A 24807-nucleotide genomic window follows, 5' to 3' on the forward strand; every position below is an offset into this window, starting at 1 on the left:
ATCGACCGGGCTACCTACAAGGCCACCATCAGCATCAGCATGCTCACGACCGACCCTTGACGCCCCGGCCCCGCCCTTAACTGAACGGCGTTGGTACTAGACGGCCGCGCTGTCTGCGGCTTCCGGCGGCGGCGAGTTCTCGTGCTCACACGGATCGTGTGCCGCCGTACCGCGAGAGTGATGGTGGTCACGAGGGCTTCTGCGGGTGCACTGCGTAGGCTTGCGAGGTCGTCGCGGTGGAGCCGGGGCATGCCTATGTAGCCCCTTGGCATCACCTGATGGTGCGTCAGGAAAGTCGGCAAGTGGTCAGCATGAGTCCTGAAAGACCTGGGGACAGGTGCCCGAACTTGCGACTCGCCGTAAGGTGTGAAAACAGCCCTTGACCTGCAAAAACGCAGGCAGGGAGCCTATGTCCAGGAGTACCTCAATGCTTCGAACGATATTCAAGTCCAAGATCCACCGTGCGACCGTGACCCAGGCCGATCTGCACTACGTCGGATCGGTCACCGTCGACGCCGAGCTGATGGAGGCGGCCGACCTGCTGCCCGGCGAGCTCGTGCACATCGTCGACATCGACAACGGGGCCCGGCTGGAGACCTACGTCATCGAGGGTGAGCGCGGTTCCGGTGTCATCGGGATCAACGGCGCCGCCGCGCACCTCGTGCACCCCGGCGACCTCGTGATTCTCATCAGTTACGCGCAGGTCGAGGACGCCGAGGCCCGGACGTTCGTCCCGCGCGTCGTGCACGTCGACGGCGACAACCGCATCGTGGAACTCGGGACCGACGCGTCCGCGCCCGTCCCCGGGAGCGACACCGTGCGTGGTCCGCACGCCGTGCCCGCCCCCGCCGTGGAATCCGGCGCCTCGGAGTCCGTACCCGTACGGGTCTGAGCGCGGGTTCGCGTACGGGTCCCGTCCGACCGAGTCCAGGGAGCACCGCCACATGGCCGAGCTGAACATCCGCGACGACCGCCCGAACGGACGTCTGGAGGCCTTCGACGGGGACACCTTCGTCGGTGTCGTCGTCTACTTCGTCCTCGACGCCGAACCCCACGCCCTCGTGGCCGTGCACACGATCGTCGAGGAGGCGCACGAGGGGAAGGGGATCGCCGGGGCGCTCGTGCGCGAGTTCTACGGCATCGCCGCCGCCGAGGGCGTCCCTGTCGTACCGCTCTGCCCGTACGCCGCCGTATGGGCGGAGCGCCACCCGGACGAGGCCCCGGTGCCCCCGTCCGACGTGGTCCGCGCGGCGAAGCGCCGGCTGAAGGCCACCCCGGACCTGTGGTGACTCCGGCCGGCACCCTGGCGCTGCTCCACACCTCGCCGGTCCGCGTACCCGTCTTCGACGGGCTGCGCGACCGGTACCACCCCGGGCTCGTGCCGCGCCATCTCGTCGACGAGGAGCTGCTGCTACGGGCCCGGTCCGCCGGGCCCGACGCGGTCGCGGGGCCGGTGGCCGCCGCGCTCGCGGAGGCCGTCACGGACGGCGCCGACGCCGTGCTCTGCACCTGCTCCACGCGCAGCACGGGCACGCCGAGCGCCAGGCGGGCGCGCTCGGCGTGCCCGTGCCGCGCGTGGACCGCCCGATGGCCGCCGAGGCCGCCCGGTTCCGCCGGATCATCGTGATGGCCGCCCTGCGCTCCACCCTGGAGCCCACCGTCGCCCTCATCGCGGAGGAGTCCGGACCGGAGCCCTCGTTCGGGAGCACGGTCGTGGTCGAGGGGGGCGTGGGAGTTGTTCGAGGCGGGGGACCGGGACGGCTACCTCGACGCCGTGGCGGCCTCCGTGGACCGCGCGCCCCTGTCGGAGGGCGGCGTCGTCGTCCTCGCCCAGGCGTCGATGGCCGACGCCGTGGAGCGGATGTCCACCCGGCGGCCCGTTCTGGCGAGTCCACGCCTCGGGCTCGCGGCGGCGGCCGAGGCGGTCGCCGCGCAGGCCGCAATGCGCGCGGGGCGGGACTGACTCCTCGGTTCCGACCCGAAGGGCGGGCCCCGGCGGGCGCCGTCCGGCCCGGCGGGCCACCCTGGAGAGGGACGGAACCCGTCGATCGAGAGGTCCCGCCATGACTCACCCGTACCCCGATCCGCTGCCGCCCTCGCCGATCCCTCCGCCGGCCCCCTCGCCGCCTCCGGTGCCGCCGCCGAGCCCGGTCCCGGTCCCTCCGGACCCCAGCCCTTCTCCGGCTCCTCAGCCCGGCGGGCCCGTACCGGAACCAGAGCCTCAGCCCCAGCCGGGCCCCGCCGGCCGGCGTCCCGCGTCAATGCCGAGCTGACGTAAGGCGCTTGAGGTTTCGCGTATCGCTTGTCACGGAGCGTGTGTCACCCCTAACTTGGACGGCTGTCGCTGTGTTCAAGGGGGGCCCATGGCCGTACGCGGACGTCACCGCCGCCACCAGCCGAGCCGGATCAACCGTGCCTCGCTCACCGTCACCGCGGGAGGCGCCGGTATGGCGCTGCCGCTGATCGGCGCGGGCACCGTGCACGCGGCCTCGCTCGACGTCTGGGAGAAGGTCGCGTCCTGCGAGTCGACCTCCCATTGGCAGATCAACACGGGCAACGGCTACTTCGGCGGCCTCCAGTTCAGCCAGTCCACCTGGGAGCGGTACGGCGGCACCCATTACGCCCCGCGCGCCGACCTGGCCTCCAAGGACCAGCAGATCGCGATCGCCGAACGCGTCCTCAAGGGCCAGGGGCCCGGTGCCTGGCCCGCGTGCGGCCCCCGTGCGGGGCTCGCCCGGGGCGGGGAGGCACCCGAGGTCACCCCCGACGGCCGGACGGCGGCGAAGCCCTCCGGCGGCGGGAACACGATGAGGACCGCCTCCATGCCGGGGCAGCGGGCCTTATCCGCCGAGGCCTCGCACCAGGCCAGGAACGTCGGCCCGACCGCCGTACCCACCGTCCGTGAGATGTACACGGTGACGCCCGGCGACTCGCTGTCGAAGATCGCCCTCGAAGAGCGGGTCCAGGGCGGCTGGAAGGGGCTGTACGACAGCAACCGGCCCGTCGTCGGCGACGACCCCGACCTCATCCTCCCCGGCCAGCGCCTGACCCTGCGCATCGCCGCACCGAAGAAGCCCGCCCCGGCCGAGAAGCCGGGGCAGGGGGAGAAGTCCGCGCAGGCGGCGAAGCCGGGGCAGACCAAGAAGCCCGCGCAGGCCGGGAAGCCCGCGCAGGCCGGGAAGCCCGCGCGGGCCGGGAAGACGCCGGAAGTGAGGTCCGCCGTCGCCGCGAGGACGGTTCTCCCCAAGGTTCCCTCCGCCACTGCTCCGCCCGTACGGCCCTCCGCGCAGCCCACCGTGCCCCGGACCCGCCCCGCCGCCGTGCACCCGGCGACGAAGCCCGTCGAGAGGCCCGTGACCAAGCCCGCCACGAAGCCGGTGACCCGGCCCACGAGGCCGGCCGCCAAGCCGGTGGCCAAACCGGTGGCCAAGCCGGCCGCCAAGCCCAAGCCCAGGCCCGCCACCACCGACGAGGACCGCTACTCCGCCCCCGTCTCCGCGGGCATCGGCACCCGCTACGGCAAACCCGGCTCCTCCTGGGCCAGCGGCTACCACACCGGCGTCGACTTCCCCGTGCCCACCGGAACCTCCGTCAAGGCGGTGTCCGGCGGCCGGATCGTCTCCGCCGGCTGGGGCGGCGCGTACGGCTACCAGATCGTGCTGCGCCACGACGACGGCCGCTACAGCCAGTACGCGCACCTCTCCGCGCTCGCCGTCCGCGAAGGCCAGCGGGTGCACGCAGGCCAGCGCATCGGCCGCTCAGGGTCGACCGGCAACAGCTCGGGACCGCACCTCCACTTCGAGGTGCGGACGGGTCCCGGGTACGGGTCCGACATCGACCCCCTGGCGTACCTCAGGGCCCGCGGAGTCACCTTCTGACGCCCTGGGAGTGGGGGTGTCGTCGATCCGGCCCGGTCCGGTGCCGGATCCCGCGCCCGGTCCCGTCCCCCGGCTCCGCGCCGGATCCGCCGCCGCGAGCGGCTCGGCCGGGTCCGTCATCCGGTCGAGCGTCAGCTGCACCAGGCCGCCCGCGGCCACCGCGCCGCAGATCAGCGCCGCGACCGTGCCCGCGGCGCCGTAGCGGAAGCTCTCGCCGAACAGGGTCAGACCCACCGCGGCGGCGACCACCGGATTGACCACCGTGACGGTGGCCAGCGGGGCGGCGAGACCGGCGCCCCGGTACGAGGCCTGGGAGAGGAACAGCCCGGTGACGGCCAGGGCCGAGAGCACCAGCAGCCCGGTCCACTCGGCGAACGGCGCCTCGGGCGTCCACTCCTCGGCCACCGCCTTCGTGAAGACCGACGCGATACCGAAGGAGACGCCCGCCGCCGCCGCGAGGACGATGCTCCGGAGCACCGACCGGCCCACCAGGTGCGCCGCCGTGAACAGGCCGGCCACCACGCCGAAGGTGCAGGCCGTGAGCAGCCACCGGTCCCCGTCGGCCAGGGTCCGGCCCCCGGCGCCGCTCGTGAGGCTCAGGAGTCCCGCGAGGCCCGCCGTGGCCATGACGGCGCCGCGCCAGGCTCGCCGACCGGTCCTGCGGCCGACGAACACGGCCGCCATGGGCAGCGCGAACACGATCGTGAGGGCGCCCAGCGGCTGCACCAGACTCAGGGGGCCGTACGCGAGGGCCGCGACGTGCAGGGTCGCGCCGATGCCGTTGAGCAGGACCGACCCCCACCAGGCCGGATTGCGCAGCGGCGCGTAGCGCGGGCCGCCGACGGAGGCGGCGACCCGCTCCTGCACGATCGCCGCGCCCGCGTAGGCGACCGCCGAGACCAGGGCCAGGAGGACGGACAGCACGAGGGGACTCATACCTTCCACGATCTCTCTTCCCGGCCGATCGCGTCGTCGTCCCAGGGGACGTCTTCGCGGATACCACCGACGTAGTACGCGGGCCCCGCGTACGCCCGGAGATGTACACCCACGCAGGTCGGAACGGGTGCAAAGCGTCTCTTTCGAGCCGTTTCGAGGGCGGGGAAGGGCGGGCTACGGTGGCGGAGAATCCGGCACAGCCAGAGACAGACGCACAGACGCACAGACAGGCAGGGGGACCGCTGGTGGATCTCGTCGAGAGCGGATCGGTGGGCGGTTTCTTCGCCCTGCGGACCACCCCGCCGGAGACCGGCGGCGCGCACCGCCCCCTCGCCCTCCTGTACGCGGGGGAGGACGGCCCCCTCCACGCGCGCGTGGACCGGGTCGCCGCCCGCCTCGGCGCCCCCGAGCGGCGCGTCGGCGCCTCGGTGGCCCACCTCGGCCTCGCGGCCCGCCTCTGGTCGACGGCGCTCGGCCCGGCCGCCCTGCACGGCAGCTTCCCCGACCTCGACCCCGCCGGGCTGCACTGGGACGGGGCACTGTCCTCACCCGACGACCTGTGGTGGTCCGGCTCCGCGACCCGCCCCGCGACGGTGGACGCACTCCGCGCGGCCGTCCAGGAGGCCCATCTCGTACCGCTGCACGCGGCCCTCGGCCGCGACGGACGGATCTCCCGCCGCCTGCTCTGGGGGAACGCGGGCTCCGCCCTCGCCGGGGCGCTGCGCGAACTGACCCGGTGGGCCCGTGCCCACGGCCGCCCGGACGTGGCCGAGCGGGCCGCCGCCCTGGTCTCCGGACTGCTGGACCACCCCGCCCTCGCCGGCACCGTACGTGGTCCCCGGCTGCGCCGTGCCAGCTGCTGCCTCTACTACCGCTGTCCCGGCGCCGGACTCTGCGGGGACTGTGTCTTCGACCACGCCCCCCGAACGGGTTTGGAGGCGCGGCCCCCCGCTCCGTAAAGTTGCACTTTCGAAAGCCCACGAACGGCGACCCGCCCACGAACGGCGTACGAGCGAACGAGGAACCCGAAGGCCATGACGGTGACCGAAGAATCCCAGGACTACGGGCCGGGCGTCGACCCCGAACGCCTGGCCGTCTGTCTCGGCGTCCTCGACGAGCTCGACAAGCTCGACGTCGACCACCCGGACGCGATCCGCGTCCGGCGCGCCACCGCCGGCATCTACCGGACGGTGAAGCAGCGCCGCCGCCAGGAGCGCCGGGCCGCGAAGACCGCCAACGACAAGGCGGTCACGGAGGCCACGGCCACCGGGTCCGCGCAGCGCATCGACGACGAGACCGAGGGCATCCTGCCCTCCTCCGTCACCGAGGAAGGCCGGATCGCCGGGATACTCCAGCGCCCCCGGTCCTGCTACGTCTGCAAGACGCGGTTCGTCGAGGTCGACTACTTCTACCACCAGCTCTGCCAGAACTGCGCGGCCTTGAACCGGTCCAAGCGCGAGGCCCGCACCGACCTCACCGGCAAGCGCGCCCTGCTCACCGGCGGCCGGGCCAAGATCGGCATGTACATCGCGCTGCGGCTGCTGCGCGACGGCGCCCACACCACCATCACCACCCGCTTCCCCAAGGACGCCATCCGCCGCTTCAAGGCGATGGAGGACTCCGGGGACTGGATGCACCGCCTGGAGGTCGTCGGCATCGACCTGCGCGACCCCGCCCAGGCCGTGGCGCTCGCGGACCAGATGACCGAGGCCGGTTCGCTCGACATCCTGATCAACAACGCGACCCAGACCGTGCGCCGGCTGCCCTCCGCCTACGCCGCCCTCGTCGACGGCGAGAGCGCGCCGCTGCCCGCCGGCGAGCTGCCCGCCCACCACGTCATCGGCGCGTTCAACTCGGGCGCGGTCGGCGAGCTCGTCGGCTCGTCCGAGCTGCCCGCCGGCGTACGCGACCTGGAGGCACAGCAGGTCGCGGACCTGGCCCTGGTCGCGGGCAACGCCAGCATCGCCCGGCACCTCGACGGCACCGCCATCGACGCGGGCGGTCTCGTGCCGGACGTCGTCGACTCCAACACCTGGGTGCAGAGCATCGAGCAGATCTCCCCGGTGGAGCTGCTGGAGACCCAGCTGTGCAACTACACGGCGCCGTTCATCCTGATCAGCAAGCTGCGCCCGGCCATGGCCGAGGCGGCGCGCAAGGCGTCCAGCGGGCGTTCCTACGTCGTGAACGTCTCCGCGATGGAGGGGGTCTTCAGTCGCGGCTACAAGGGTGCGGGGCACCCGAACACCAACGCCGCCAAGGCCGCCATGAACATGGTGACGCGGACCAGCGGTGAGGAGATGTTCAGCACCGACGGCATCCTCATGACCTCGGTCGACACCGGCTGGATCACCGACGAGCGTCCGCACTTCGACAAGCTGCGGCTGGCCGAGGCCGGTTTCCACGCCCCGCTCGACCTGGTCGACGGCGCGGCCCGCGTCTACGACCCGATCGTGCGCGGCGAGGACGGCGAGGACCTGTACGGCTGCTTCCTGAAGGACTACGCCCCCGCCAACTGGTAGTCCCCGCGGCCCGACGGCCCGCGTCCAGGCCTGCCCGGCAAGAGCGCCCCACCGGTTTCGGTGGGGCGCTCTTTCGGCTCGGTTCACCCGATCGCGTCACACTTTGGAGCCCGGTAGAGCGCGGGCGCGCTCATTTGGTTACTCTGATGTCCACGGTCGGCCACCGAGGAGACACACCGTCCTCACGGCCTTCCAGGGACAGGCCGTCCACCGAGGCCGCGGTCCCGCCCGACGACCGGCGCCACCGCGACCGACCGGCAATGTCCTACAGGTACGCGACACAAAGGAGTGCGCGGTGACACCCGAACTGACGAAGCAGGAACCGAGACCGGTCGAGCGCAAGGACCGGCCACGACGGAACGGCGAGCTGGGGAGCCTTGAGGTCTGGGCCCACGCGGCCCCGATCCGGCTCGCGGGCTACGAGGAAGACCTCGCCGAACCCCACATCCTGCCCGGCATCGACTGAGCCCCCTCAGGTCACGCCGGTGCCCCCCCCGCCGCTCGCGGCGCGGGGGCACCGGCGCGTTCACCGGGGCCCGCGCGCGGGCTCCCGCAGCCGGGTCGGCGGCAGGTACTCCCGTACCGGCGTCCGGTGCCACCAGGCCCCGGTCGCGCGGAGCTCGCGCCAGGTCGTGTAGCGGTACCGGTACAGCCGGGCCCGGACGAAGACCGGCGGCGCGTCCGGGAAGGGGTTGTGGGCCAGGAGCCGCAGGGTGTCCCGGTCGCCGTCGAGCAGCCGCTCGACGAACGGCCCGAACCACGCGCGCGCGTACCCGGGGCTGAGCGCCGCGAACCACATCAGCCAGTCGAGCCGCAGATGGTACGGGGCGAACTGCCGGGGCACCCTGCGCGGATCACCGGGCTTCCCCTTGAAGCCGTACTCCCGCCACACCGTGCCCGCGTGCGGCGCCGGGTCGTCGGTCCCCTCGATCACGATCTCGTCCCTGATCCGGCCGACCGTGCCGAACGCCCCATAGGTGTTGACCAGGTGATACGGGTCGTACGAGCGGTTCATCGCCTGGTCCCGGGAGAGCAGGTTGCGCGCCGGGCGGTAGCTCCGTACGAGCACGAACACGGTCAGCGCCACGACCACGACCACGTACCAGAGCGGCGGGTCCGGCCGCGGGTGCGTGCCCGTGAGGGACGAGGCGTCCACGACGGAGAGCGCCAGCACGATGGTGATCCAGTTCAGCCAGGCGAAGTTGCCCGAGAGCACCAGCCACAGCTGTGTCGCCACCATCAGCCCGGCCGCGACCGTGGCCACCGGCTGCGGGGTGAACAGCAGGAACGGCACGAACAGCTGCACGGCGTGGTTGGCCGCCGCCTCCACCCGGTGCAGCGGGTGCGGGAGGTGGTGGAAGAACCAGCTCAGCGGGCCGGGCATCGGCTGGGTCTCGTGGTGGTGGTAGAGGCAGGTCAGGTTCCGCCAGCACCGGTCGCCGCGGATCTTGATGAGCCCGGCACCGAACTCGACCCGGAAGAGCAGCCAGCGCAGCAGGAAGAGGACCAGGACCGGCGGGCCCGTGTCGTCGTTTCCGAGGAAGACCGCCAGGAACCCGGCCTCCAGGAGCAGTGACTCCCAGCCGAAGGAGTACCAGGTCTGGCCCACGTTCACGATCGACAGGTACAGCCCCCACAGCACCAGCCACAGCAGCATCGAGACCGGCAACGGCACCGCGTCCCCCGCGCCCGCCACCAGCGCGAGGGCCCCCGCCGCGCCGGACCAGGAGACCGTGGCGAACAGCCGGTCGGAGTAGCGCCAGTGGAACAGCGAGGGCGTGTGCCGCGCCCGGGTCGCCCGGACGTACTCCGGTACGGGGAGCATGCCGCGCTCCCCGATCAGCGCCCGGAATTGGAGGGCTGCCGACAGGAACGCCACGCAGTACAGCGCGGCGAGACCCCGCTGGAAGACGATCCGGCCCAGCCACAGGTCGGGCGCCGTGAACCACTCCATCGCTTCCAGTATCGGCCCGGGATCAGCCCTTGACGAGACGCCGGAGGGTGCTGCCGAGACGGCGGGCGTAGGCGCGCTGGAGCACCGGGACCACGGGCCCGGCCAGCCGGGTGTACCAGGTGGCGGGGCGGCTGAACGCGGTGACCGTGAACCGGACGGTGCCGTCGGGTTCGAGGTCGACGACGAAGGACTCCTCGCCGCACTCCGGGTGGCCGGTGAGGGTGCCGTAGGCGAAGCCGGTGCGCCGCTCCTCGTACGCCGTCCAGATCACCGAGCAGGGGACGCCGAGCCTGAGCCCGCCGAGGCCCACCGAGACCTCCACGGTCACGCCGGGGGCCGCGCGGTCGGCCCCGGCACGGACGGCCGCCCCCGAGGCGCGGTGCATCCGCCAGGTGGTGACGGCCTTGCCGGCGGCCTCGAAGGCGGCCCGGCCGTGGCCGACGACCGCGCTGTGCCGGAGGTGGTGATAGCCCTCGGGGAGGTGGTCGGGGGTCCCGGTGGCCCCGACCTCGCGGTAGCTGAGGGACGGACGGGGACGCGCGGGCCGGGAGAGGCTGCTGAGGAAGCGGGTCATGCCGGAAGCTCCGTTCGCGGGTGGCTCGTGGGGGAGGGGCTCGGGGAGGCGTCGGCGGGGGCTTCGCGCCCCGCGGCGAGGCGGCGGTGGGCGAGGAGGGCGCAGACGGTGAAGCCGAGGGCGTTGCCCAGGCCGTGGGTCGCCGCCGTCCAGGTCAGGCTGAGGTGAGGCAGGCCGGTCGCCTCGCCGAGAGCCCAGCTCAGGGCAAGGAGCATCGTGACGAAGAGGACCACGGCCGAGACGGCGAGCAGTCCGCGGGTGATCCGGTCGGTGGCCACGGCACGGCGTTCGCGCAGGGTGAGGACGGCGACCGTGGTCATTCCGGCGGTGAGGACGACCGCCCCGGCGAGCTCGGCCCAGTCGTCGACGAAGTAGCCGAGCAGGACGAGCAGTGTCCCGGCGGGGACGCTGAGCGCGGCGAAGCGGGCGGCGGGACCGTCGTCGAGGCGGCAGAGCAGTCCGGCGACCAGGGCGGCGGCGAACCCCGCGAAGTGGAAGTGCGGGACGGTCAGCGCGAGGAGGTCCAGGTCGAAGCCGAACAGCGGGTACGAGGCCCGCTCGGCGACGAGCGCGAGACCGGCGACGGAGGGCGCGACGAGGGCCGTGAGCACGGCCGTCTCCGCCGGGCGCAGCGAGCGGGTGAGGAAGAGCCTCGCCGGGGCCTGGAGCGCGAGCGCGAGGGTGGCGAGGGCGTATACGGCTGCGAGTGCGGTCGAGAGCCCGGAGCGCGGCAGCCACAGAGCCGCGGCGCCGGGGACGGCGAACAGCGGCCAGGCCCGCCGCAGCAGGTCCCCGCCGGGTGGCCGGGGGCCGTCCAGGAGGGCGAGCCCCGTCGGGACCACCCAGAACATGCCGATCGTGACCACCGAGGCGACGAGGACCGACAGAGCGGTCATGTGCCCCTCCCCCCGCTTGAACGCGTTCAACTTGGCGATTTCGAGCGTAGAGGCTTTCTTGAACGTGTTCAAGTCCCTTGCCCCCGATCACCTACCCGGTCGGCCGCCCTCCGCTTGCGGTGCCCCGCGTGCTGCGACAGATATGAGGGACCGGCCGGAGGGACTGGCCGGAGGGCCGCCCGGAACCCGGGGCCCGGAACCGGGACGAGGAAGCGGGAGACACCAGGTGCGCTCAGCCCTTCGCCGGACGCGGCGAAACCCCACCGCCGCGCAGGCCCGGACGCGCGCCGAGGCCCGCACGCGCGGGGAGGCGCCGACGCGCGCCCCCGCCGCCGCCCTCGCGGCCGTGTCCACCCGTACCGCCGCGCGCTCCGCCGCCGCCCTCGCCGCCGCCCTGCTGCTCGCCGGCTGCTCCTCCGTCTGGGAGGGCTCGCGCGGCGGGGCCGCGCCCGCCGCGGCGGGCGGCGGCGAGGACGTGTTCCTCCAGCCGGTCGCGGCCCAGGGCCCCGACCCCTTCACCGCCTCCACCGTCCGCAACGCCGTACGGCCGCCGTCCCCCGAGCGGGACCCGGGCGACACGGCCGAGCAGGTCCGCGAGGTCATCGGCTCCACCCCGGGCCTCTACGGGGGCACCCGGTCGGTCGGCAGCTGTGACGTCGAACGGCAGGTCGCCTTCCTCGGCGCCGACCAGGGCAAGTCCCGCGCCTTCGCGGAGGCCGCCGGCATCCCCGAGAGCAAGGTCGCCGGCTGGCTGCGCGGGCTGACCCCGGTGGTCCTCCGCGCCGACGTGAGGGTCACCAACCACGGCTACCGCGAGGGCCGCGCCGCCGCCTTCCAGTCCGTCCTGCAGTCCGGTACGGCCGTCCTCGTCGACCAGTACGGGTCGCCGCGCGTCCGCTGCGCCTGCGGCAACCCCCTGCGTACCCCGGCGGCGACCCCGTCCGGCGTCCACCGGGGCGATCCCTGGGACGAGTTCGACCCCGACCGCGTGATCGTCGTCCGGCCCACGACCACCGTCGTCACCAGCCTGGTCATCGTGAACGCCACCGACCGCAGCTGGATCGAGCGGCGGACCGGCAGCGACGGCCGTGAGGACCGCGCACCCGCCGTGGCACCGGCCTGCGACCCCGATGCCTGCGCCCTGACCGGGACCGGCACACCCGCCCCGGCCACGCCGGACAGCCGTGCCCCCGACACCGGCGCCCCGGATCGACGTACCTCCCCGGATCCCGCCTCCCCGGTCCCGCCCGCGCCCGTGCCGTCCGCCCCCTCGGCCCCCCAGCCGGTCGGCCCCGACGCCTCAGGAACCGGTGGCACCGGCACCGAGCCCGCCCCCACGAACCCGGACCCGAACCACCACCCCGTCCCCGACACCGCGCCTGTCCCGGACGGGAACCCCGACCGGAACCCCGACGGGAGCCACGACCCCTACGCGGACCCCTCTGCCGACCCGTACACCGACCCCCGTACGGAACCCTTCCCCGACCCCTTCTCCGTGCCGCCCACCGTGCCCGACGGCGAGCTGCCGCCCGACCAGCTCTTCCCGGCGGGCCCGGTCCCGGACCGGGCCGAGACCTTCGAGGGGTGAAACGGATCTTCCTGGTGCGCGCGGGCGGGGCTCCGCCTAGCGTGGCCCCATGAACGTGGGCAGCGGGGGCGGGGAGTCGGACGGGCGGCCGGAGCGCGTGCGGCCGGGGCCGGTGGCCGGCGCGGCCGGAATCCTGTCCGCGTACGGCTCCGTCTTCCGTATGGGCGGCTTCGACTGGGACCTGGTCGCCGGCACGATGATCATGGACGACGCCTCGCTCGACGTCTTCGACATGGACCGCGCGGACTACGACGGCCGGCCCGAGACCCTCGGCTCGCGGGTGCTGCCCGACGAGGGCCGGCGCCTCGACACGCTGGTCGCCCAGGCGCTCAAGGACGGCAGCGAGCAGTACGGCGCGTACTTCCGCATCCGGCGCAGAGACGGGGGCCAGCAGTGGACCCATACCCAGGGGCTCGTCCACCGCGACGAGACCGGCCGCCCGGTGCGCATCATCGGCGTCGTCCGCGACGCCACGCACGAACTCAGCGAGTCCGCCGCCCGGCTCGGCCTCGACGAGGGGCGCCGCCGGCGTGCCGGGGTCGTCGAGGGCACCACGGCCGCCCTCGCGTACGCGCGGACCGTGAAGGACGTCATCGACCTGCTCAACGACTCGCACGCCCTCGAACACTTCGGCGCCGCGAGCCTCGTCGTGGGTCTCCTCGACGCCGGCCGGATCCATCTGGTCGCCGAGGGCCCCGAGGGCGCCTTCGTGCCGGGCACCCGGTTCACCCGGGTGGACGAGCCGTACCCGATGAGTGAGGTGATCCGCACCCTGCGCCCCCGGTTCATCGACTCGCCGCGGGACTTCGCCACCTCCTTCCCCGTGCTCTGGCCGCACATCAGCGGACTCGGCATCACCGCCGCCGCCTATCTGCCGCTGGTCGCCCAGGCCCGGCCCATCGGGGCGCTCGGGCTGCTCTACAGCGACAAGACGGGGTTCAGCGAGGACGAGCGGACCCTGCTCGTCGCCCTCGGCAGCAGCATCGCCCAGAGCCTCCAGCGCGCCATGCTGTACGAGCAGGAGCACGACCTCGCCGAGGGGCTCCAGCAGGCGATGCTGCCGCGCCGCATCCCCGAGGTGCCCGGCGCGCAGACCGCCGTCCGCTACCGCTCGGCCCGCCTCGGCCGGGACGTCGGCGGCGACTGGTACGACATCATCCCGCTGCCCGGCGGGCGGGTCGGCGCCGTCATCGGGGACGTACAGGGGCACGACACCCACGCCGCGGCGGTCATGGGACAGCTGCGGATCGTGCTGCGGGCCTACGCCGCCGAGGGGCACACCCCCGCCACCGTGATGGCGCGCGCCTCCGTCTTCCTCCATGAACTCGACACCGAACGCTTCGCCACCTGCACCTACGCGGAGGCCGACCTCGGCACCGGAGTCGTCCAGGTGGTCCGTGCCGGCCATGTCGACCCCCTGATCAGGGAGGCGGACAGCAGCTGCCGGCGGGTCCCGGTGGAGGGCGGGCTGCCGCTCGGGCTCTCCGCCGAGTTCGGCCGGCTCGACTACCCCGTGACGACCCTGGAACTGGACCCCGGCCAGACTCTGATGCTCTACACCGACGGTCTGGTGGAGAAGCCGGGCTCCGACCTCGACGAGGGCCTCCAGTGGCTCTCCGCCCTCGTCCGGCGCGGCCCCGCCGACCTCCAGGAACTCGCCGACCTCCTCTGCGACGTGGTCGCCGACCGGGGCGGGGAGGACGACGTCGCGATCCTCCTCCTGCGCCGCCAGGGCGCGCCCGGGGGCCAGGGCGCGGGCCGGTTCCAGCAGCACGTGGCGCAGAGCGACCCCGAGGCGCTCAGTTCCGCCCGGCACATGATCCGGGCGGCCGTACGGGCCTGGGGCGCCGGGGAGCGCGCCGACGAGATCGAACTGGTCGCCGACGAGCTGATGACCAACGCCCTGATGCACACCGACGGCGGGGCGATCGTGACCCTGCGGGCCCTGGGCGGGCCCGGACGGCGGCTCCGGGTGGAGGTGGAGGACCGCTCCAGCGCCCTGCCCCGGCGCCGGGAGGCAGGGGAGGCCGGGGTGTCCGGCCGAGGGCTGCTGCTCGTCGACCAGCTCTCCGACGAGTGGGGCGTGGAGTCGAGGGGTGGAGGCAAGTGTGTGTGGTGCGAGTTCACCGTCGAGGACTGAAGCTGTTAACCGAGTGTGAACTGATCGTACTTGACCGTAACTGACGGTACGCGATTGACTTCGCTCACCCGGCTCTCCGCGCAGGACAAGCGCAGGACAAGAGGACACTGTGAGCAGTGAGCTACTGGCACCCCTGGACCTGGCCTTCTGGCACCTGGAATCCCCCGCCCATCCCCTGCATCTCGGGGCCCTCGCCCACTTCGGCCCCCTGCCCGTGACCACGGGGCACGAGCCGGCCGACGTCCTGGGCCTGCTCGCCCGGCGCGCCGCCGCCGTCCCCCGGCTCCGTATGCGCGTCCGTGACGTCCTGCTCCCGGTCGGCGGCTCCGCCTGGACCGCCGACCCGGACTTCGACGTACGCCACCACGTCCACGAGATCGCCGTCCCCGGCGCCGACTTCCCGGCCGAGGCCGCCCGGCTCGCCGCCGAACTCATGGAACGCCCCGTCGCCCGGGGCCTGCCGCCCTGGGAGATGTACCTGCTGAGCGGCGCCCCCGACGGCTCCTTCGCCGTCCTCGTCAAGCTCCACCACGCCCTCGCCGACGGCATGCGGGCCGTCGCCATCGGGGCCGGGATCTTCGACGAGATCGCCGCGGGCCGCCGCCCCGCTAACCGTCAGCGGCCGGTCCCGCCCCGCTCCTGGCTCCCCGGCCCCGGACAGCTCCTCGGCATGGCCCGCGACCGGATCGGCGACCTCGGCCGGGCCGTGGAGGTCGGTGCCTCGGTCGTCGGCGCCTCCGTCGTCCGCGCCGGACGGCTCGACGGGCGCCCGGCCCTCGCCGCCGAGTCCAGCGGAACCCGCCGGATCGCCACCGTCACGCTGTCCCTCGACCGCGTCCACCGCGTCCGCCGCGCCACCGGCGGAACCGCCAACGACGTCCTCATCGCCGTCGTCGCCGGAGCGCTCCGCCGCTGGTTCGACGGGCGCGGACTGCCCTTCCCCGGCGCCGACCCGCGCGCCCTCGTCCCCGTCTCGCGGCGCCGCCCCGGCACCCCGCCCGGCCCCGGTAACAGCCTCTCCGGCTACCTCGTCGACCTGCCCGTCACCGAACCCGACCCGACCGCCCGGCTCGCCGCCGTCCGTACGGCCATGGACCGCAACAAGGCCGCGGGCCCCTTCCGGGGCGCCGGAGCCATCGCCCTCCTGGCCGACCGACTGCCCCCGCTGGCCCACCGCTTCGGCGCGCCGCTCGCCTCCGGCGCCGCCCGGCTCCTCTTCGACCTCCTCGTCACCCAGGTCCCGCTGCCCCGCTCCGCGCTCTCCCTCGGCGGCGCCCCGCTCCGCGCGCTGTTCCCCATGGCCCCGCTGGCCCGGGGCCAGTCGCTGGCCGTCGCGATGTCCCCGTACGACGGCCGGGTCCACATCGGCCTCGTCGCCGACGGCGAGGCCGTCCCCGACCTCGACGCGCTGGCCGAGGCGCTCACGGCCGAACTCGACCTGCTCGACCCACCGACGAGCTAGGGCCCGAACGGGCGACGCTCCCCGCAGGCCACCCGACCCGAACCGGCGACCAGGCCAGCGGGCCACCCGACCCGAGCCGGCGACCAGGCCAGCGGGCCACCCGACCCGAGCCGGCGACGCGACCCGCCGACGCGCGACATCACCCGACCCGCCGTCATGCCCGCCGCGCGGCCCCGCCGCCCGTGCGGCAGGGTGGAGGCATGCCCGAACTCCCCGAGGTGGAAGCGCTGCGCGCGTTCCTCGACACCCACCTGGTGGGCAAGGAGATCGCCCGTGTGCTGCCCGTCGCGATCAGCGTCCTCAAGACCTACGACCCGCCGCTGAGCGCCGTCGAGGGCGCCGAGGTCACCGGCGTCGGGCGGCACGGGAAGTTCCTCGACCTCGTCACCACCGGACCCGCGGGCGAGCTGCACATCCTCGTCCACCTCGCCCGCGCGGGCTGGCTCCGCTGGCAGGATCCGCTGCCCTCGGGACCGCCCAAGCCGGGCAAGGGCCCGCTCGCCCTGCGCGCCGCGCTCACCGGCGGCGACGGATTCGACCTCACCGAGGCGGGCACCACGAAGCGCCTCGCCGTGTACGTGGTGCGCGATCCGCAGGAGGTATCGGGCGTGGCCCGCCTCGGCCCCGACCCGCTCGCCGAGGACTTCGGGCCCGAGGAGTTCGCCGGCCTGCTCGCCGGGGAACGCCGCCAGATCAAGGGCGCCCTGCGCGACCAGAGCCTCATCGCCGGCATCGGCAACGCGTACAGCGACGAGATCCTGCACGCGGCGAGGACCTCTCCCTTCAAGCCGACCGCGCACCTCACTCCGGAGGAGACGGCCGCCCTCTACACCGCGATGCGGAACACCCTCCATGACGCCGTCGAACGCTCCCACGGCCTTGCCGCGGGCAGACTCAAGGCCGAGAAGAAGAGCGGCCTCCGCATCCACGGCCGCACCGGCGAACCCTGCCCGGTCTGCGGGGACACCATCCGTGAGGTCTCCTTCAGTGACTCGTCCCTCCAGTACTGCCCCACCTGCCAGACCGGCGGGAAGATCCTCGCCGACCGAAGGCTTTCCCGGCTTCTCAAGTAGCCGGGGCCTACAGCTCGTGCGCCGCGGCGAGTTCGGTGTTGAGCGTGCGCAGGAAGGAGGCGATCGTCGCGAGCTCCGCGGGAGTGAACCGGCCGCGCGCGGTCTCGGTGGCTCGCGCCAGTGGGCTGAAGTACTCGCGGGCCAGTTCGCGGGCCTCGGAGTTGTAGACGAGGTGAACGACTCTGCGGTCCGCGCTGTCGCGTACGCGGCTGATGTGCCCTGCGCGTTCCAGCCGGTCGAGGCATGCGGTGACGGCCCCGGATGTCAGACGCAGCTCTTCCTTCAGGCGCGTGGGAGTGGCGGGCTCGTCCGAGTCGGCGGCGGAATCCATGATCACGGACAGTGCGTGGATGTCCGTCGCGTGGAGGCCGCTTCTGTGGGCGAAGTCCAGCGTGCTCCGGTTCAGCTCACGGTTGAGCGTGCGGAGCAGGACGGCGTACGCGAACAGGTCGCTGGGCCCGCCGGCGGCGTCCTGTGAAGGTGACTGCATACGTCAAGCATAATATTGCTTGATCATTGAGATACTCTCTCCTTGAGGTACCTCTACTGGCCTGCCCCGTTAGGGAGTCGATGAACAGCGCGCGCCGACCGGTCCGATGGCTGGTCCCCCTCGTACTCGTGGTCGTCTGGCTCGGCCTGGGAGGAGCCTTCGGCTCCTACGCGGGCAAGCTCGGCGAGGTCTCCACGAACGACCAGGCGGCCTTCCTGCCCCAGAACGCCGATTCCACCCGGGTGATCGCGCAGCAGAAGGCCTTCAACGAGCAGGAAACCCTCCCCGTCGTTGTCGTCTGGACAGCGGCCGGGGGCGCCGACGTCTCGGAGGCCCAGCAGAGGGCGGCCACTGCCGCGCTGCGTTCGCTGGTGGCGGCCGAGGGTGTCGACGGGATGCCCTCTCCGGCCTTCCGCTCCGAGGACGGAAAGGCTCTGCAGGGCGTCGTTCCCCTCTCACCCGACCTCGGGGAACGGCTCGGTGCGGTTCTGGACGAGGTCGAGCGCGCGGCGGCCGGGGTGCCGGACACACGTGCCCAGCTCGCCGGGCCCGCGGCGACCCAGGGGGATCTGAAAGCAGCGTTCGCGGGAATCGACGGACTTCTGCTCGGGGTGGCGCTCGCCGCCGTCCTGCTCATCCTGCTGCTCGTCTACCGCAGTGTCCTGCTCCCCTTCCTGATCATCATCAGCGCCGTCTTCGCACTCGGGGTCGCCAGTGCGATCGTGTACGTCCTCGCCGACCACGGCATCGTCCGGGTCGACGGCCAGGTCCAGGGCATTCTGTCCATCCTGGTGATCGGTGCGGCCACGGACTACGCACTCCTCCTCACCGCCCGCTTCCGCGAGGAGACCGCCGCAGGAGGTGACCGCTTCACCGCTGCCCGGGCCGCCACCAGGGGATCCTTCGGTGCCATCACCGCCAGCGCCGCGACCGTCGCCCTCGGCCTCCTGGCCCTGCTCCTCAGCGACCTGACCAACAACAGAGCCCTCGGGCCGGTCGGCGCGATCGGCGTCGGCTGCGCCGTACTGACGACTCTCACTTTCCTCCCCGCCGTCCTCGCCCTGACGGGCAAGGCCGCCTTCTGGCCGGCGCAGCCGAGATCGGCCGACGCCGAATCGGGCGGTCACGGCATCTGGCGGCGCGTCGCCCACTGGGTGGACACGCGCCCCCGGCAGCTTTGGATCGTCACCACCGGGATCCTGCTGGCCGGCGCGGCGTTCTTCCCCGCCCTCCAGTCGAAGGGCGTCCCTCTCGACGAACTGTTCGTCAACGACGCCCCGTCCGTGGCCGCTCAGCAGACGCTGGGCCGGCACTTCCCCGGCGGCTCCGGCCAGCCCGTGGTCATCATCACCGAGGCCGAATCCCAGGCAGCGGTGCGCGCGGCGGCGACCGCGACACCCGGAGTGGCCGATGTGCGGGTGACCACCAGCACCCCCGGCGGGCAGCCCCTGGTCGTCGACGGCCGGGTCCGCCTCGACGCCACGCTGGCCGACGCCCCCGACAGCGACGCGGCCAAGCGGACCGTCAAGAACCTGCGCGAGCGCGTGCACACCGCCGAAGCGAGCACCCTGGTGGGCGGCTACACGGCGCAGCAGTACGACACCCAGCGCACGGCGGAACACGACAAGAACCTGATCATTCCTGTCGTCCTGGCCATCATCCTCGTCATCCTGATCGCCCTCCTCCGGTCCCTGCTCCTGCCTGTTCTCCTGGTCGCCACCGTCGGCCTGAACTACCTGGCGACGCTCGGCATCGCGGGACTGGTCTTCGAGTACGGCTTCGGCTTCTCCGGAACGGACGCCTCCGTACCTCTGTACGGATTCGTCTTCCTCGTGGCCCTCGGGGTCGACTACAACATCTTCCTCATGTCCCGCGTACGCGAGGAAACCCTGCGGCTGGGGACCCGGCAGGGCATGCTGCGCGGCCTCATCGCCACCGGTGGTGTGATCACGTCGGCGGGCGTGGTCCTCGCCGCGACCTTCGCGGCCCTCATCGTCATCCCGCTCGCCTTCCTCGCCCAGATCGCCTTCATCGTCGCCTTCGGCGTACTCCTCGACACGATCGTGGTGCGGTCCCTCCTGGTACCCGCTCTGGTACGCGACATCGGCCCGACGGTCTGGTGGCCGAGCCGACTCGTACACGAAGCCCCCCATGAGAACCCGGACCCGACCGCGACCGGTACCAAGACCGCCGACCAGGAAGAGAACCTCGCCGGCTAGGACCCGAAACCGCGACAGCACTCGGCCGATCGGGCTCGAATAGACTGCGGCGCATGCTGCGCGTACTGGCCGTCGACGACGAGGAACCCGCCCTCGGGGAACTGCTCTACCTGCTGCGCGCCGACCCCCGCGTCCGTACCGCCGAAGGCGCGGGCGACGCCACCGCCGCCCTTCGGAGGATCGGACGCGCGCTGGAGACCGGACCCGAGGGCGACCAGGCGATCGATGTCGTCTTCCTCGACATCCACATGCCCGGCCTCTCCGGACTCGACGTGGCCCGGCTGCTCGCGGGCTTCGCACGGCCGCCGCTCGTCGTCTTCGTCACCGCCCACGAGGGCTTCGCGCTCCAGGCCTTCGACCTGAAGGCGGTCGACTACGTCCTCAAGCCCGTCCGCCGCGAACGCCTCGCCGAAGCCGTCCGCCGCGTCCACGACCTGGTGCACGCCACCGCCCTCCCCGCCCCGGCCGCACCCGCCGCGTCCGAGCAGATCCCCGTCGAACTCGGCGGGATCACCCGCTTCGTGTCCGTCGACGACATCGCCTACGTCGAGGCCCACGGCGACTACGCCCGCCTCCACACCGACCACGGCAGCCATCTCGTCCGCATCCCGCTCTCCACCCTCGAAGAGCGCTGGGCCACCCGCGGCTTCGTCCGCATCCACCGCAGCCACCTCGTGGCCCTCGCCAGGATCGACGAACTCCGGCTCGACGGCGGTGCCACCTCCGTCCGCGTCGGCGACACCGATCTGGCGGTCAGCCGCCGCCACGCCCGCCCCCTGAGGGACCTCCTGATGCGCCACGCCGGGGGCTGAGGCCGGCTCCGTTCCACCCCCTACCGCGGGTGCTCCCACCTGCGTAGACTCCACGCGTCCCGGGCCCGAGGCCAGGAGGGACTTTCCGGAAACGGCCGAGGGCCGCCACCGCCGAGGGAAGCGGACGCCGATGCCCGAGCAGCACCCTCACCCGGCCTTCGGCCGGAGGGACCCCCAGCGCGGACCCCGCCGCGAGACCGTCACCTACGCCTCCGCCCACGGCCCCGGTGCCGGGCCCGGCACCGCGCGGCGACGCCCGGTCCACCCGCCCGCCCGCTCCGAGATCGACGAGCAGACCACCCTCGGCCACACCTACGTCCGCTCCCTGATGCGCAGCCAGCTGCGCGCCGCCCTCACCGCCCTCGGTGCCCTCGCCCTGCTCGTCGGTTCCCTGCCGCTGGTCCTCGCCGTCCCCGCCCCCGAGGCGATCGTCTGGATCGTCCTCGGCGTCGGGGTGTACCCGGTCGTCTGGGCCATCGCCCACTGGTACGTGCGCCGCGCCGAACGCAACGAGCGCGACTTCACCCGCCTCGTCGAACGCTGAATCCCCCTCCGTGAACCAGACCTACGCCGTCGCGGCCGTCACCGCCGTCGTCCTCGCCACCGTCCTCATCGGCGCCCTCGGCCTGCGGGTCTCCCGCACCACCTCCGACTTCTACGTGGCCTCCCGAACCGTCCGGCCCGCGCTCAACGCCGCCGCGATCAGCGGCGAGTACCTGTCCGCCGCCTCCTTCCTCGGCATCGCCGGACTCGTCCTCGTCCAGGGCCCCGCCATGCTCTGGTACCCGGTCGGCTACACCGCCGGATACCTCGTGCTCCTCGTCCTCGTCGCCGCCCCGCTGCGCCGCTCGGGGGCGTACACCCTCTCCGACTTCGCCGAGGCCCGCCTCGAATCCCCGCAGGCCCGCCGGCTCGCCAGCCTCTTCGTCGTCGGCATCGGCTGGCTGTACCTGCTGCCGCAACTCCAGGGCGCCGGGCTCACCCTGGAGATCCTCACCGGAGCCCCCGACTGGGTCGGCGGGCTGCTCGTGGCGCTCGTCGTCACCGGCACGGTCGCCGCCGGCGGGATGCGGAGCATCACCTTCGTCCAGGCCTTCCAGTACTGGCTGAAGCTCACCGCCCTGCTCGTCCCCGCCCTCTTCCTGCTCGCCGCCTGGTACGGCGACGGGGCACCCAGGGCCCGCTTCGACGCCCCGGCCGTGCTGCGCGGCCACACCGTCGTCACGGTCGCCGACACGGTACGCATCGGGCTGGACGAACCGCTCACCCTCACCGTCACCGGCAGCGTCGACTCCGTCCCGTACGAGCACCGGACCCTGACGCTCGCCCCCGGCACCCACCAGGTCCTCGCCGGCACCTCGCTCGCCTTCGCCCCGGGCACGGCGCTCCCCGAGCGGGCCGTGAGCGGCACCGACCCGCTCGGCTGGTCCCAGCCCCTGGCCGGCGGACGTGACGGCCACCAGCTGTACGCCACCTACGGGCTCATCCTGGCGACCTTCCTCGGCACCATGGGCCTGCCGCACGTCGCCGTCCGCTTCTACACCAGCCCGCACGGCCGCGCCGCCCGCCGCACCACCCTCGTCGTCCTCGGCCTCGTCGGCGCGTTCTACCTGCTGCCCCCGCTCTACGGCGCCCTCGGCCGGATCTACGCCCCCGAACTCGCCCTCACCGGCTCCGCCGACGCCGCCGTGCTCGTCCTCCCCGACCGCATCCTCGGCGGCCTCCTGGGGGACCTGCTCGGCGCGCTCCTCGCGGGCGGCGCCTTCGCCGCCTTCCTCTCCACCGCCTCCGGGCTCACCATGTCCGTCGCCGGAGTCCTCACCCAGGACGTGCTGCCCTCCCGGGGCGTACGGCACTTCCGCCTCGCGACCCTCCTCGCCACCGCCGTCCCGCTCGCCGTCGGCGTGGCCGCCTCGAAGGTGCCGGTCGCCGACGCCGTCGGCCTCGCCTTCGCCGTATCCGCCTCCTCCTTCTGCCCGTTGCTCGTCCTCGGCATCTGGTGGCGGCGGCTGACCCCGCCCGGCGCCATGGCCGGACTGCTGCTCGGCGGCGGCTCCGCACTCGCGGCGGTGATGGCGACCCGGGCCGGGCTCGCGCCCCAAGGGTGGCCGCACACCCTGATGGCCTGGCCGGCCGTCTGGTCGGTGCCCCTCGGCTTCCTCACCATGGTCCTCGTCTCGCTCGCCACCCCCCGCCGGATCCCGCCCGGCACACCGGCCCTCCTCGCCCGCCTCCACCTGCCCGAGGAGATCACCGGGCTGACGGGCGAGGCCGCGGGCCTCCTGCCCGCCCAGAACCCACGCACCCCCGCCACGGGCGGCCACCCGGAGGTACACCGATGAGCGGGATCGTCCTCGCCGCAGCTGCCGTCGCCGGGACCGTACTGCTCGCCGCAGGCTTCGTCCTCGGCCGGTACGCGGCCCGGCGCGGCGGGCCCGCCGCCGACCTCGGCACGCCCGTCGAGCGGGCCACCTTCCACACCCTGCACACCGCCTCGCTCGCGGCCCCGCCGCTGCGGGCCGGACTCACCGAGGAGACCGCCCGCAAGGCGGCGGGGACCCTCCGCTCGCTCCTCGGCACCGAGGCGCTCTGCCTCACCGACCGGGGCGCGGTCCTCGCCTGGGACGGGCCGGGCGAGGACCACCACCGGGCGCACGTCCCGCACCAGGCGGCCGACACCCTGGAATCGGGCCGCAGCCGGTCCGCGCCCACCGGCTGCGCCGATCCGGCGTGTCCGCTGCGGTGGGCGGTGATCGCCCCGCTCACCGGGGAGGACGGGGTGCTCGGCGCGCTCGTCGCCTATGGCTCGCGGGAGTCCGCCGTCCTGGTGCGGGCCGCCACCGAAGTCGCCCGCTGGGCCTCCGTACAGCTGGAACTGGCCGAGCTGGACCGCTCGCGGACCCGGATCGTGGAGGCCGAGATCCGCGCGCTGCGCGCCCAGATCTCCCCGCACTTCATCTTCAACTCCCTGGCGGCCATCGCCTCGTTCGTCCGTACCGACCCCGAGCAGGCCAGGGAACTCCTCCTCGAGTTCGCCGACTTCACCCGCTACTCCTTCCGCAGGCACGGCGAGTTCGCTCAGCTGGCCGACGAACTTCGTTCCGTCGAGCAGTACTTGGCCCTGGCGGGGGCCCGCTTCGGAGACCGGCTCAAGGTGACCCTCCAGATCGCCCCCGAGGTGCTGCCGGTGACCCTGCCCTTCCTCTGTCTCCAGCCCCTGGTGGAGAACGCGGTGAAGCACGGCCTCCAGGACCGGGAGCGGGGCTGCCGGGTCACCATCGCCGCCCGGGACGCGGGCGCGGAGGCGGTGGTGAGCGTCGAGGACGACGGCATCGGCATGGACCCGGAACTACTGCGCGCGGTCCTGCGCGGGGAGCACCCGGCGGGCTCCGGCATCGGCCTCTCCAACGTGGACGAGCGGCTGCGCCAGGTGTACGGGGCGGAGTACGGGCTGGTCATCGAGACGGGCGTCGGGGCGGGCATGAAGGTGACCGTGCGCGTTCCCAAGTACCGCCCGGGAGTGCACCGTTCGGCACCCTGACCGGGAGCGGCGGCTCAGCGCAGGTGCAGCGACAGGTGCGCGAGCGGCAGGCCGAGCTTCCAGGCCGGCAGCCAGATCTGGTCGTCCTCGTCGACGGGGGACTCGGTACCGGCCCTGCCGTCGAGGTCGGCGGCGCGCACCCAGGTGTCCCGCAGGCTCCGCCACGCGGTCTCGGCCAGCGCCAGGTCAGGGGCGCCGCCGCCGGCCGTACGCCGGGCGGTGAGCCGCTCCTCGACCCAGGGCGGCCAGGGCCGGTCGTACGCCGTGTGGCGCAGCCACTCGTCGATCCGGCCGTCGGCCCGACCGCCCGTCGGCCCTCCCGGCTCCTCCGAGAGGAGGACGGTGAGGGCGAGCGCCTGGAGACCCGCCCGGTACTCCAGCGAGCCGGGCGCCACGAGCGCGGCGGCCCGCAGCACCTCGTCGGCCAGGTACTCGGCGCACAGCCAGGCCATCGGTACGGCGAGACCGCCGCCGCTCGTGCCGCCGGCGCCGTTCGTACTCTCGGGCAGCAACGTTCCCACCTTCTCCCGGAGATCGGGGACCCGGATGTGCGGGACCCGGGGAGAGCTTCCTCCGAGAAGGGCGCCCGTGTGTCCCGCTTTGCTCAACTCGCCCGTGTGGTTTCGGATACGTTTCCCGGCCGGATCGGTACCGGTGATGCGGATGAGACGCAGGGGTACCGAAGACCTCAGGGGTGTGCCGCTCGATCCAGGCCGGGGCCCCCG

The 24807-nt window shown here is 73.5% G+C and carries 21 protein-coding genes and 1 pseudogene; 16 read left to right on the forward strand and 6 right to left on the reverse strand.

The window, feature by feature from the left end:
- Positions 1 to 427: 427 nt before the first annotated feature.
- The 4 genes and pseudogenes from panD (at position 428) to ABT154_RS20975 (ending at position 3878) form a co-directional block, all read left to right on the forward strand.
- Positions 428 to 892: an aspartate 1-decarboxylase gene (gene panD / locus ABT154_RS20960; RefSeq protein WP_351858333.1), complete on the forward strand. Its 465-nt coding sequence runs from the start codon at positions 428 to 430 to the stop codon at positions 890 to 892.
- Positions 893 to 944: 52 nt separating this feature from the next.
- The gene (locus ABT154_RS20965) at positions 945 to 1289 is read left to right on the forward strand and encodes a GNAT family N-acetyltransferase (protein ID WP_502969554.1); all 345 of its coding nucleotides are present in this window, start codon (positions 945 to 947) and stop codon (positions 1287 to 1289) included.
- Positions 1286 to 1963, forward strand: a pseudogene (locus ABT154_RS20970) (arylsulfatase). The gene ABT154_RS20965 and the pseudogene ABT154_RS20970 overlap by 4 nt, the downstream one beginning before the upstream one ends.
- A 400-nt stretch (positions 1964 to 2363) precedes the next feature.
- A complete protein-coding gene (locus ABT154_RS20975; RefSeq protein WP_351858335.1) occupies positions 2364 to 3878 on the forward strand; it encodes a transglycosylase family protein in 1515 nt (504 codons plus the stop codon).
- Here the strand turns inward: ABT154_RS20975 and ABT154_RS20980 are convergent.
- Positions 3759 to 4814, reverse strand: coding sequence for a DMT family transporter (locus ABT154_RS20980; RefSeq protein WP_351858336.1), 1056 nt, complete (start codon positions 4812 to 4814; stop codon positions 3759 to 3761). The genes ABT154_RS20975 and ABT154_RS20980 overlap by 120 nt on opposite strands.
- Before the next feature lie 245 nt (positions 4815 to 5059).
- Between ABT154_RS20980 and ABT154_RS20985 the strand changes: the two genes are divergently transcribed.
- From ABT154_RS20985 to ABT154_RS20995, 3 genes are all read left to right on the forward strand, one after another.
- Positions 5060 to 5773, forward strand: coding sequence for a (2Fe-2S)-binding protein (locus ABT154_RS20985; RefSeq protein ID WP_351858337.1), 714 nt, complete (start codon positions 5060 to 5062; stop codon positions 5771 to 5773).
- Positions 5774 to 5848: 75 nt separating this feature from the next.
- Positions 5849 to 7333, forward strand: a complete 1485-nt coding sequence (locus ABT154_RS20990) for an SDR family NAD(P)-dependent oxidoreductase (RefSeq protein WP_351858338.1) — start codon at positions 5849 to 5851, stop codon at positions 7331 to 7333.
- A 295-nt stretch (positions 7334 to 7628) separates the two neighbouring features.
- Positions 7629 to 7799 carry a hypothetical protein gene (locus tag ABT154_RS20995; protein WP_351858339.1) on the forward strand — a complete coding sequence of 57 codons (171 nt, stop codon included), beginning with the start codon at positions 7629 to 7631 and terminating at the stop codon, positions 7797 to 7799.
- 60 nt (positions 7800 to 7859) lie between these two features.
- Here the strand turns inward: ABT154_RS20995 and ABT154_RS21000 are convergent, their stop codons facing one another.
- The 3 genes from ABT154_RS21000 to ABT154_RS21010 are packed head-to-tail and all read right to left on the reverse strand — an operon-like array spanning position 7860 to position 10748.
- On the reverse strand, positions 7860 to 9287 hold the full coding sequence (locus ABT154_RS21000; protein ID WP_351858340.1) for a lipase maturation factor family protein: 1428 nt from the start codon (positions 9285 to 9287) through the stop codon (positions 7860 to 7862).
- Positions 9288 to 9309: 22 nt separating this feature from the next.
- Positions 9310 to 9861: a DUF1990 domain-containing protein gene (locus ABT154_RS21005; RefSeq protein ID WP_351858341.1), complete on the reverse strand. Its 552-nt coding sequence runs from the start codon at positions 9859 to 9861 to the stop codon at positions 9310 to 9312.
- Positions 9858 to 10748, reverse strand: coding sequence for a YndJ family protein (locus ABT154_RS21010; protein WP_351858539.1), 891 nt, complete (start codon positions 10746 to 10748; stop codon positions 9858 to 9860). The genes ABT154_RS21005 and ABT154_RS21010 overlap by 4 nt, the downstream gene beginning before the upstream one ends.
- A gap of 235 nt (positions 10749 to 10983) precedes the next feature.
- On the opposite strand from ABT154_RS21010, the gene ABT154_RS21015 reads away from it, so the two are divergent.
- The 4 genes from ABT154_RS21015 (at position 10984) to ABT154_RS21030 (ending at position 17020) form a co-directional block, all read left to right on the forward strand.
- Positions 10984 to 12345, forward strand: a complete 1362-nt coding sequence (locus tag ABT154_RS21015; protein ID WP_351858342.1) for a DUF6777 domain-containing protein — start codon at positions 10984 to 10986, stop codon at positions 12343 to 12345.
- A 49-nt stretch (positions 12346 to 12394) separates the two neighbouring features.
- Complete coding sequence (locus tag ABT154_RS21020; protein ID WP_502969555.1) at positions 12395 to 14485, forward strand: SpoIIE family protein phosphatase; 2091 nt, start codon at positions 12395 to 12397, stop codon at positions 14483 to 14485.
- A gap of 109 nt (positions 14486 to 14594) precedes the next feature.
- Complete coding sequence (locus ABT154_RS21025) at positions 14595 to 15947, forward strand: wax ester/triacylglycerol synthase family O-acyltransferase (protein ID WP_351858343.1); 1353 nt, start codon at positions 14595 to 14597, stop codon at positions 15945 to 15947.
- A gap of 200 nt (positions 15948 to 16147) precedes the next feature.
- Entirely contained in the window at positions 16148 to 17020 is an 873-nt protein-coding gene (locus tag ABT154_RS21030) for an Fpg/Nei family DNA glycosylase (protein WP_351858344.1), read from the forward strand.
- Between the two features lie 7 nt (positions 17021 to 17027).
- On the opposite strand, the gene ABT154_RS21035 is transcribed toward ABT154_RS21030, so the two are convergent.
- The gene (locus tag ABT154_RS21035) at positions 17028 to 17510 is read right to left on the reverse strand and encodes a MarR family winged helix-turn-helix transcriptional regulator (RefSeq protein WP_351858345.1); all 483 of its coding nucleotides are present in this window, start codon (positions 17508 to 17510) and stop codon (positions 17028 to 17030) included.
- A gap of 80 nt (positions 17511 to 17590) precedes the next feature.
- Between ABT154_RS21035 and ABT154_RS21040 the strand changes: the two genes are divergently transcribed.
- The 5 genes from ABT154_RS21040 to ABT154_RS21060 all read left to right on the forward strand — a co-directional run bounded on the left by ABT154_RS21040 (position 17591) and on the right by ABT154_RS21060 (position 24082).
- Positions 17591 to 19729, forward strand: a complete 2139-nt coding sequence (locus ABT154_RS21040; RefSeq protein WP_351858346.1) for an MMPL family transporter — start codon at positions 17591 to 17593, stop codon at positions 19727 to 19729.
- A 53-nt stretch (positions 19730 to 19782) separates the two neighbouring features.
- Positions 19783 to 20541, forward strand: a complete 759-nt coding sequence (locus ABT154_RS21045; protein WP_351858347.1) for a LytR/AlgR family response regulator transcription factor — start codon at positions 19783 to 19785, stop codon at positions 20539 to 20541.
- A 130-nt stretch (positions 20542 to 20671) separates the two neighbouring features.
- Positions 20672 to 21085 carry a DUF485 domain-containing protein gene (locus ABT154_RS21050; protein WP_351858348.1) on the forward strand — a complete coding sequence of 138 codons (414 nt, stop codon included), beginning with the start codon at positions 20672 to 20674 and terminating at the stop codon, positions 21083 to 21085.
- Positions 21086 to 21095: 10 nt separating this feature from the next.
- Positions 21096 to 22883, forward strand: coding sequence for a sodium/solute symporter (locus ABT154_RS21055; protein ID WP_351858349.1), 1788 nt, complete (start codon positions 21096 to 21098; stop codon positions 22881 to 22883).
- On the forward strand, positions 22880 to 24082 hold the full coding sequence (locus ABT154_RS21060) for a histidine kinase (protein ID WP_351858350.1): 1203 nt from the start codon (positions 22880 to 22882) through the stop codon (positions 24080 to 24082). The genes ABT154_RS21055 and ABT154_RS21060 overlap by 4 nt, the downstream gene beginning before the upstream one ends.
- Positions 24083 to 24096: 14 nt before the next feature.
- Here ABT154_RS21060 and ABT154_RS21065 read toward each other — a convergent pair whose 3' ends face one another.
- A complete protein-coding gene (locus ABT154_RS21065) occupies positions 24097 to 24594 on the reverse strand; it encodes a hypothetical protein (RefSeq protein ID WP_351858351.1) in 498 nt (165 codons plus the stop codon).
- Positions 24595 to 24807: the final 213 nt, after the last annotated feature.

This window comes from Streptomyces sp. NPDC001728 (assembly GCF_040297565.1).
Lineage (GTDB): Bacteria > Actinomycetota > Actinomycetes > Streptomycetales > Streptomycetaceae > Streptomyces.

Coding starts and splice junctions, on each gene's coding strand:
- ABT154_RS21005 (WP_351858341.1), bottom strand. CDS start 9,861: ATGACCCGCTTCCTCAGCAGCCTCTCCCGGCCCGCGCGTCCCCGTCCG.
- ABT154_RS20990 (WP_351858338.1), top strand. CDS start 5,849: ATGACGGTGACCGAAGAATCCCAGGACTACGGGCCGGGCGTCGACCCC.
- panD (WP_351858333.1), top strand. CDS start 428: ATGCTTCGAACGATATTCAAGTCCAAGATCCACCGTGCGACCGTGACC.
- ABT154_RS21000 (WP_351858340.1), bottom strand. CDS start 9,287: ATGGAGTGGTTCACGGCGCCCGACCTGTGGCTGGGCCGGATCGTCTTC.
- ABT154_RS21060 (WP_351858350.1), top strand. CDS start 22,880: ATGAGCGGGATCGTCCTCGCCGCAGCTGCCGTCGCCGGGACCGTACTG.
- ABT154_RS21050 (WP_351858348.1), top strand. CDS start 20,672: ATGCCCGAGCAGCACCCTCACCCGGCCTTCGGCCGGAGGGACCCCCAG.
- ABT154_RS21020 (WP_502969555.1), top strand. CDS start 12,395: ATGAACGTGGGCAGCGGGGGCGGGGAGTCGGACGGGCGGCCGGAGCGC.
- ABT154_RS20975 (WP_351858335.1), top strand. CDS start 2,364: ATGGCCGTACGCGGACGTCACCGCCGCCACCAGCCGAGCCGGATCAAC.
- ABT154_RS21030 (WP_351858344.1), top strand. CDS start 16,148: ATGCCCGAACTCCCCGAGGTGGAAGCGCTGCGCGCGTTCCTCGACACC.
- ABT154_RS21040 (WP_351858346.1), top strand. CDS start 17,591: ATGAACAGCGCGCGCCGACCGGTCCGATGGCTGGTCCCCCTCGTACTC.
- ABT154_RS20965 (WP_502969554.1), top strand. CDS start 945: ATGGCCGAGCTGAACATCCGCGACGACCGCCCGAACGGACGTCTGGAG.
- ABT154_RS21035 (WP_351858345.1), bottom strand. CDS start 17,510: ATGCAGTCACCTTCACAGGACGCCGCCGGCGGGCCCAGCGACCTGTTC.
- ABT154_RS20980 (WP_351858336.1), bottom strand. CDS start 4,814: ATGAGTCCCCTCGTGCTGTCCGTCCTCCTGGCCCTGGTCTCGGCGGTC.
- ABT154_RS21045 (WP_351858347.1), top strand. CDS start 19,783: ATGCTGCGCGTACTGGCCGTCGACGACGAGGAACCCGCCCTCGGGGAA.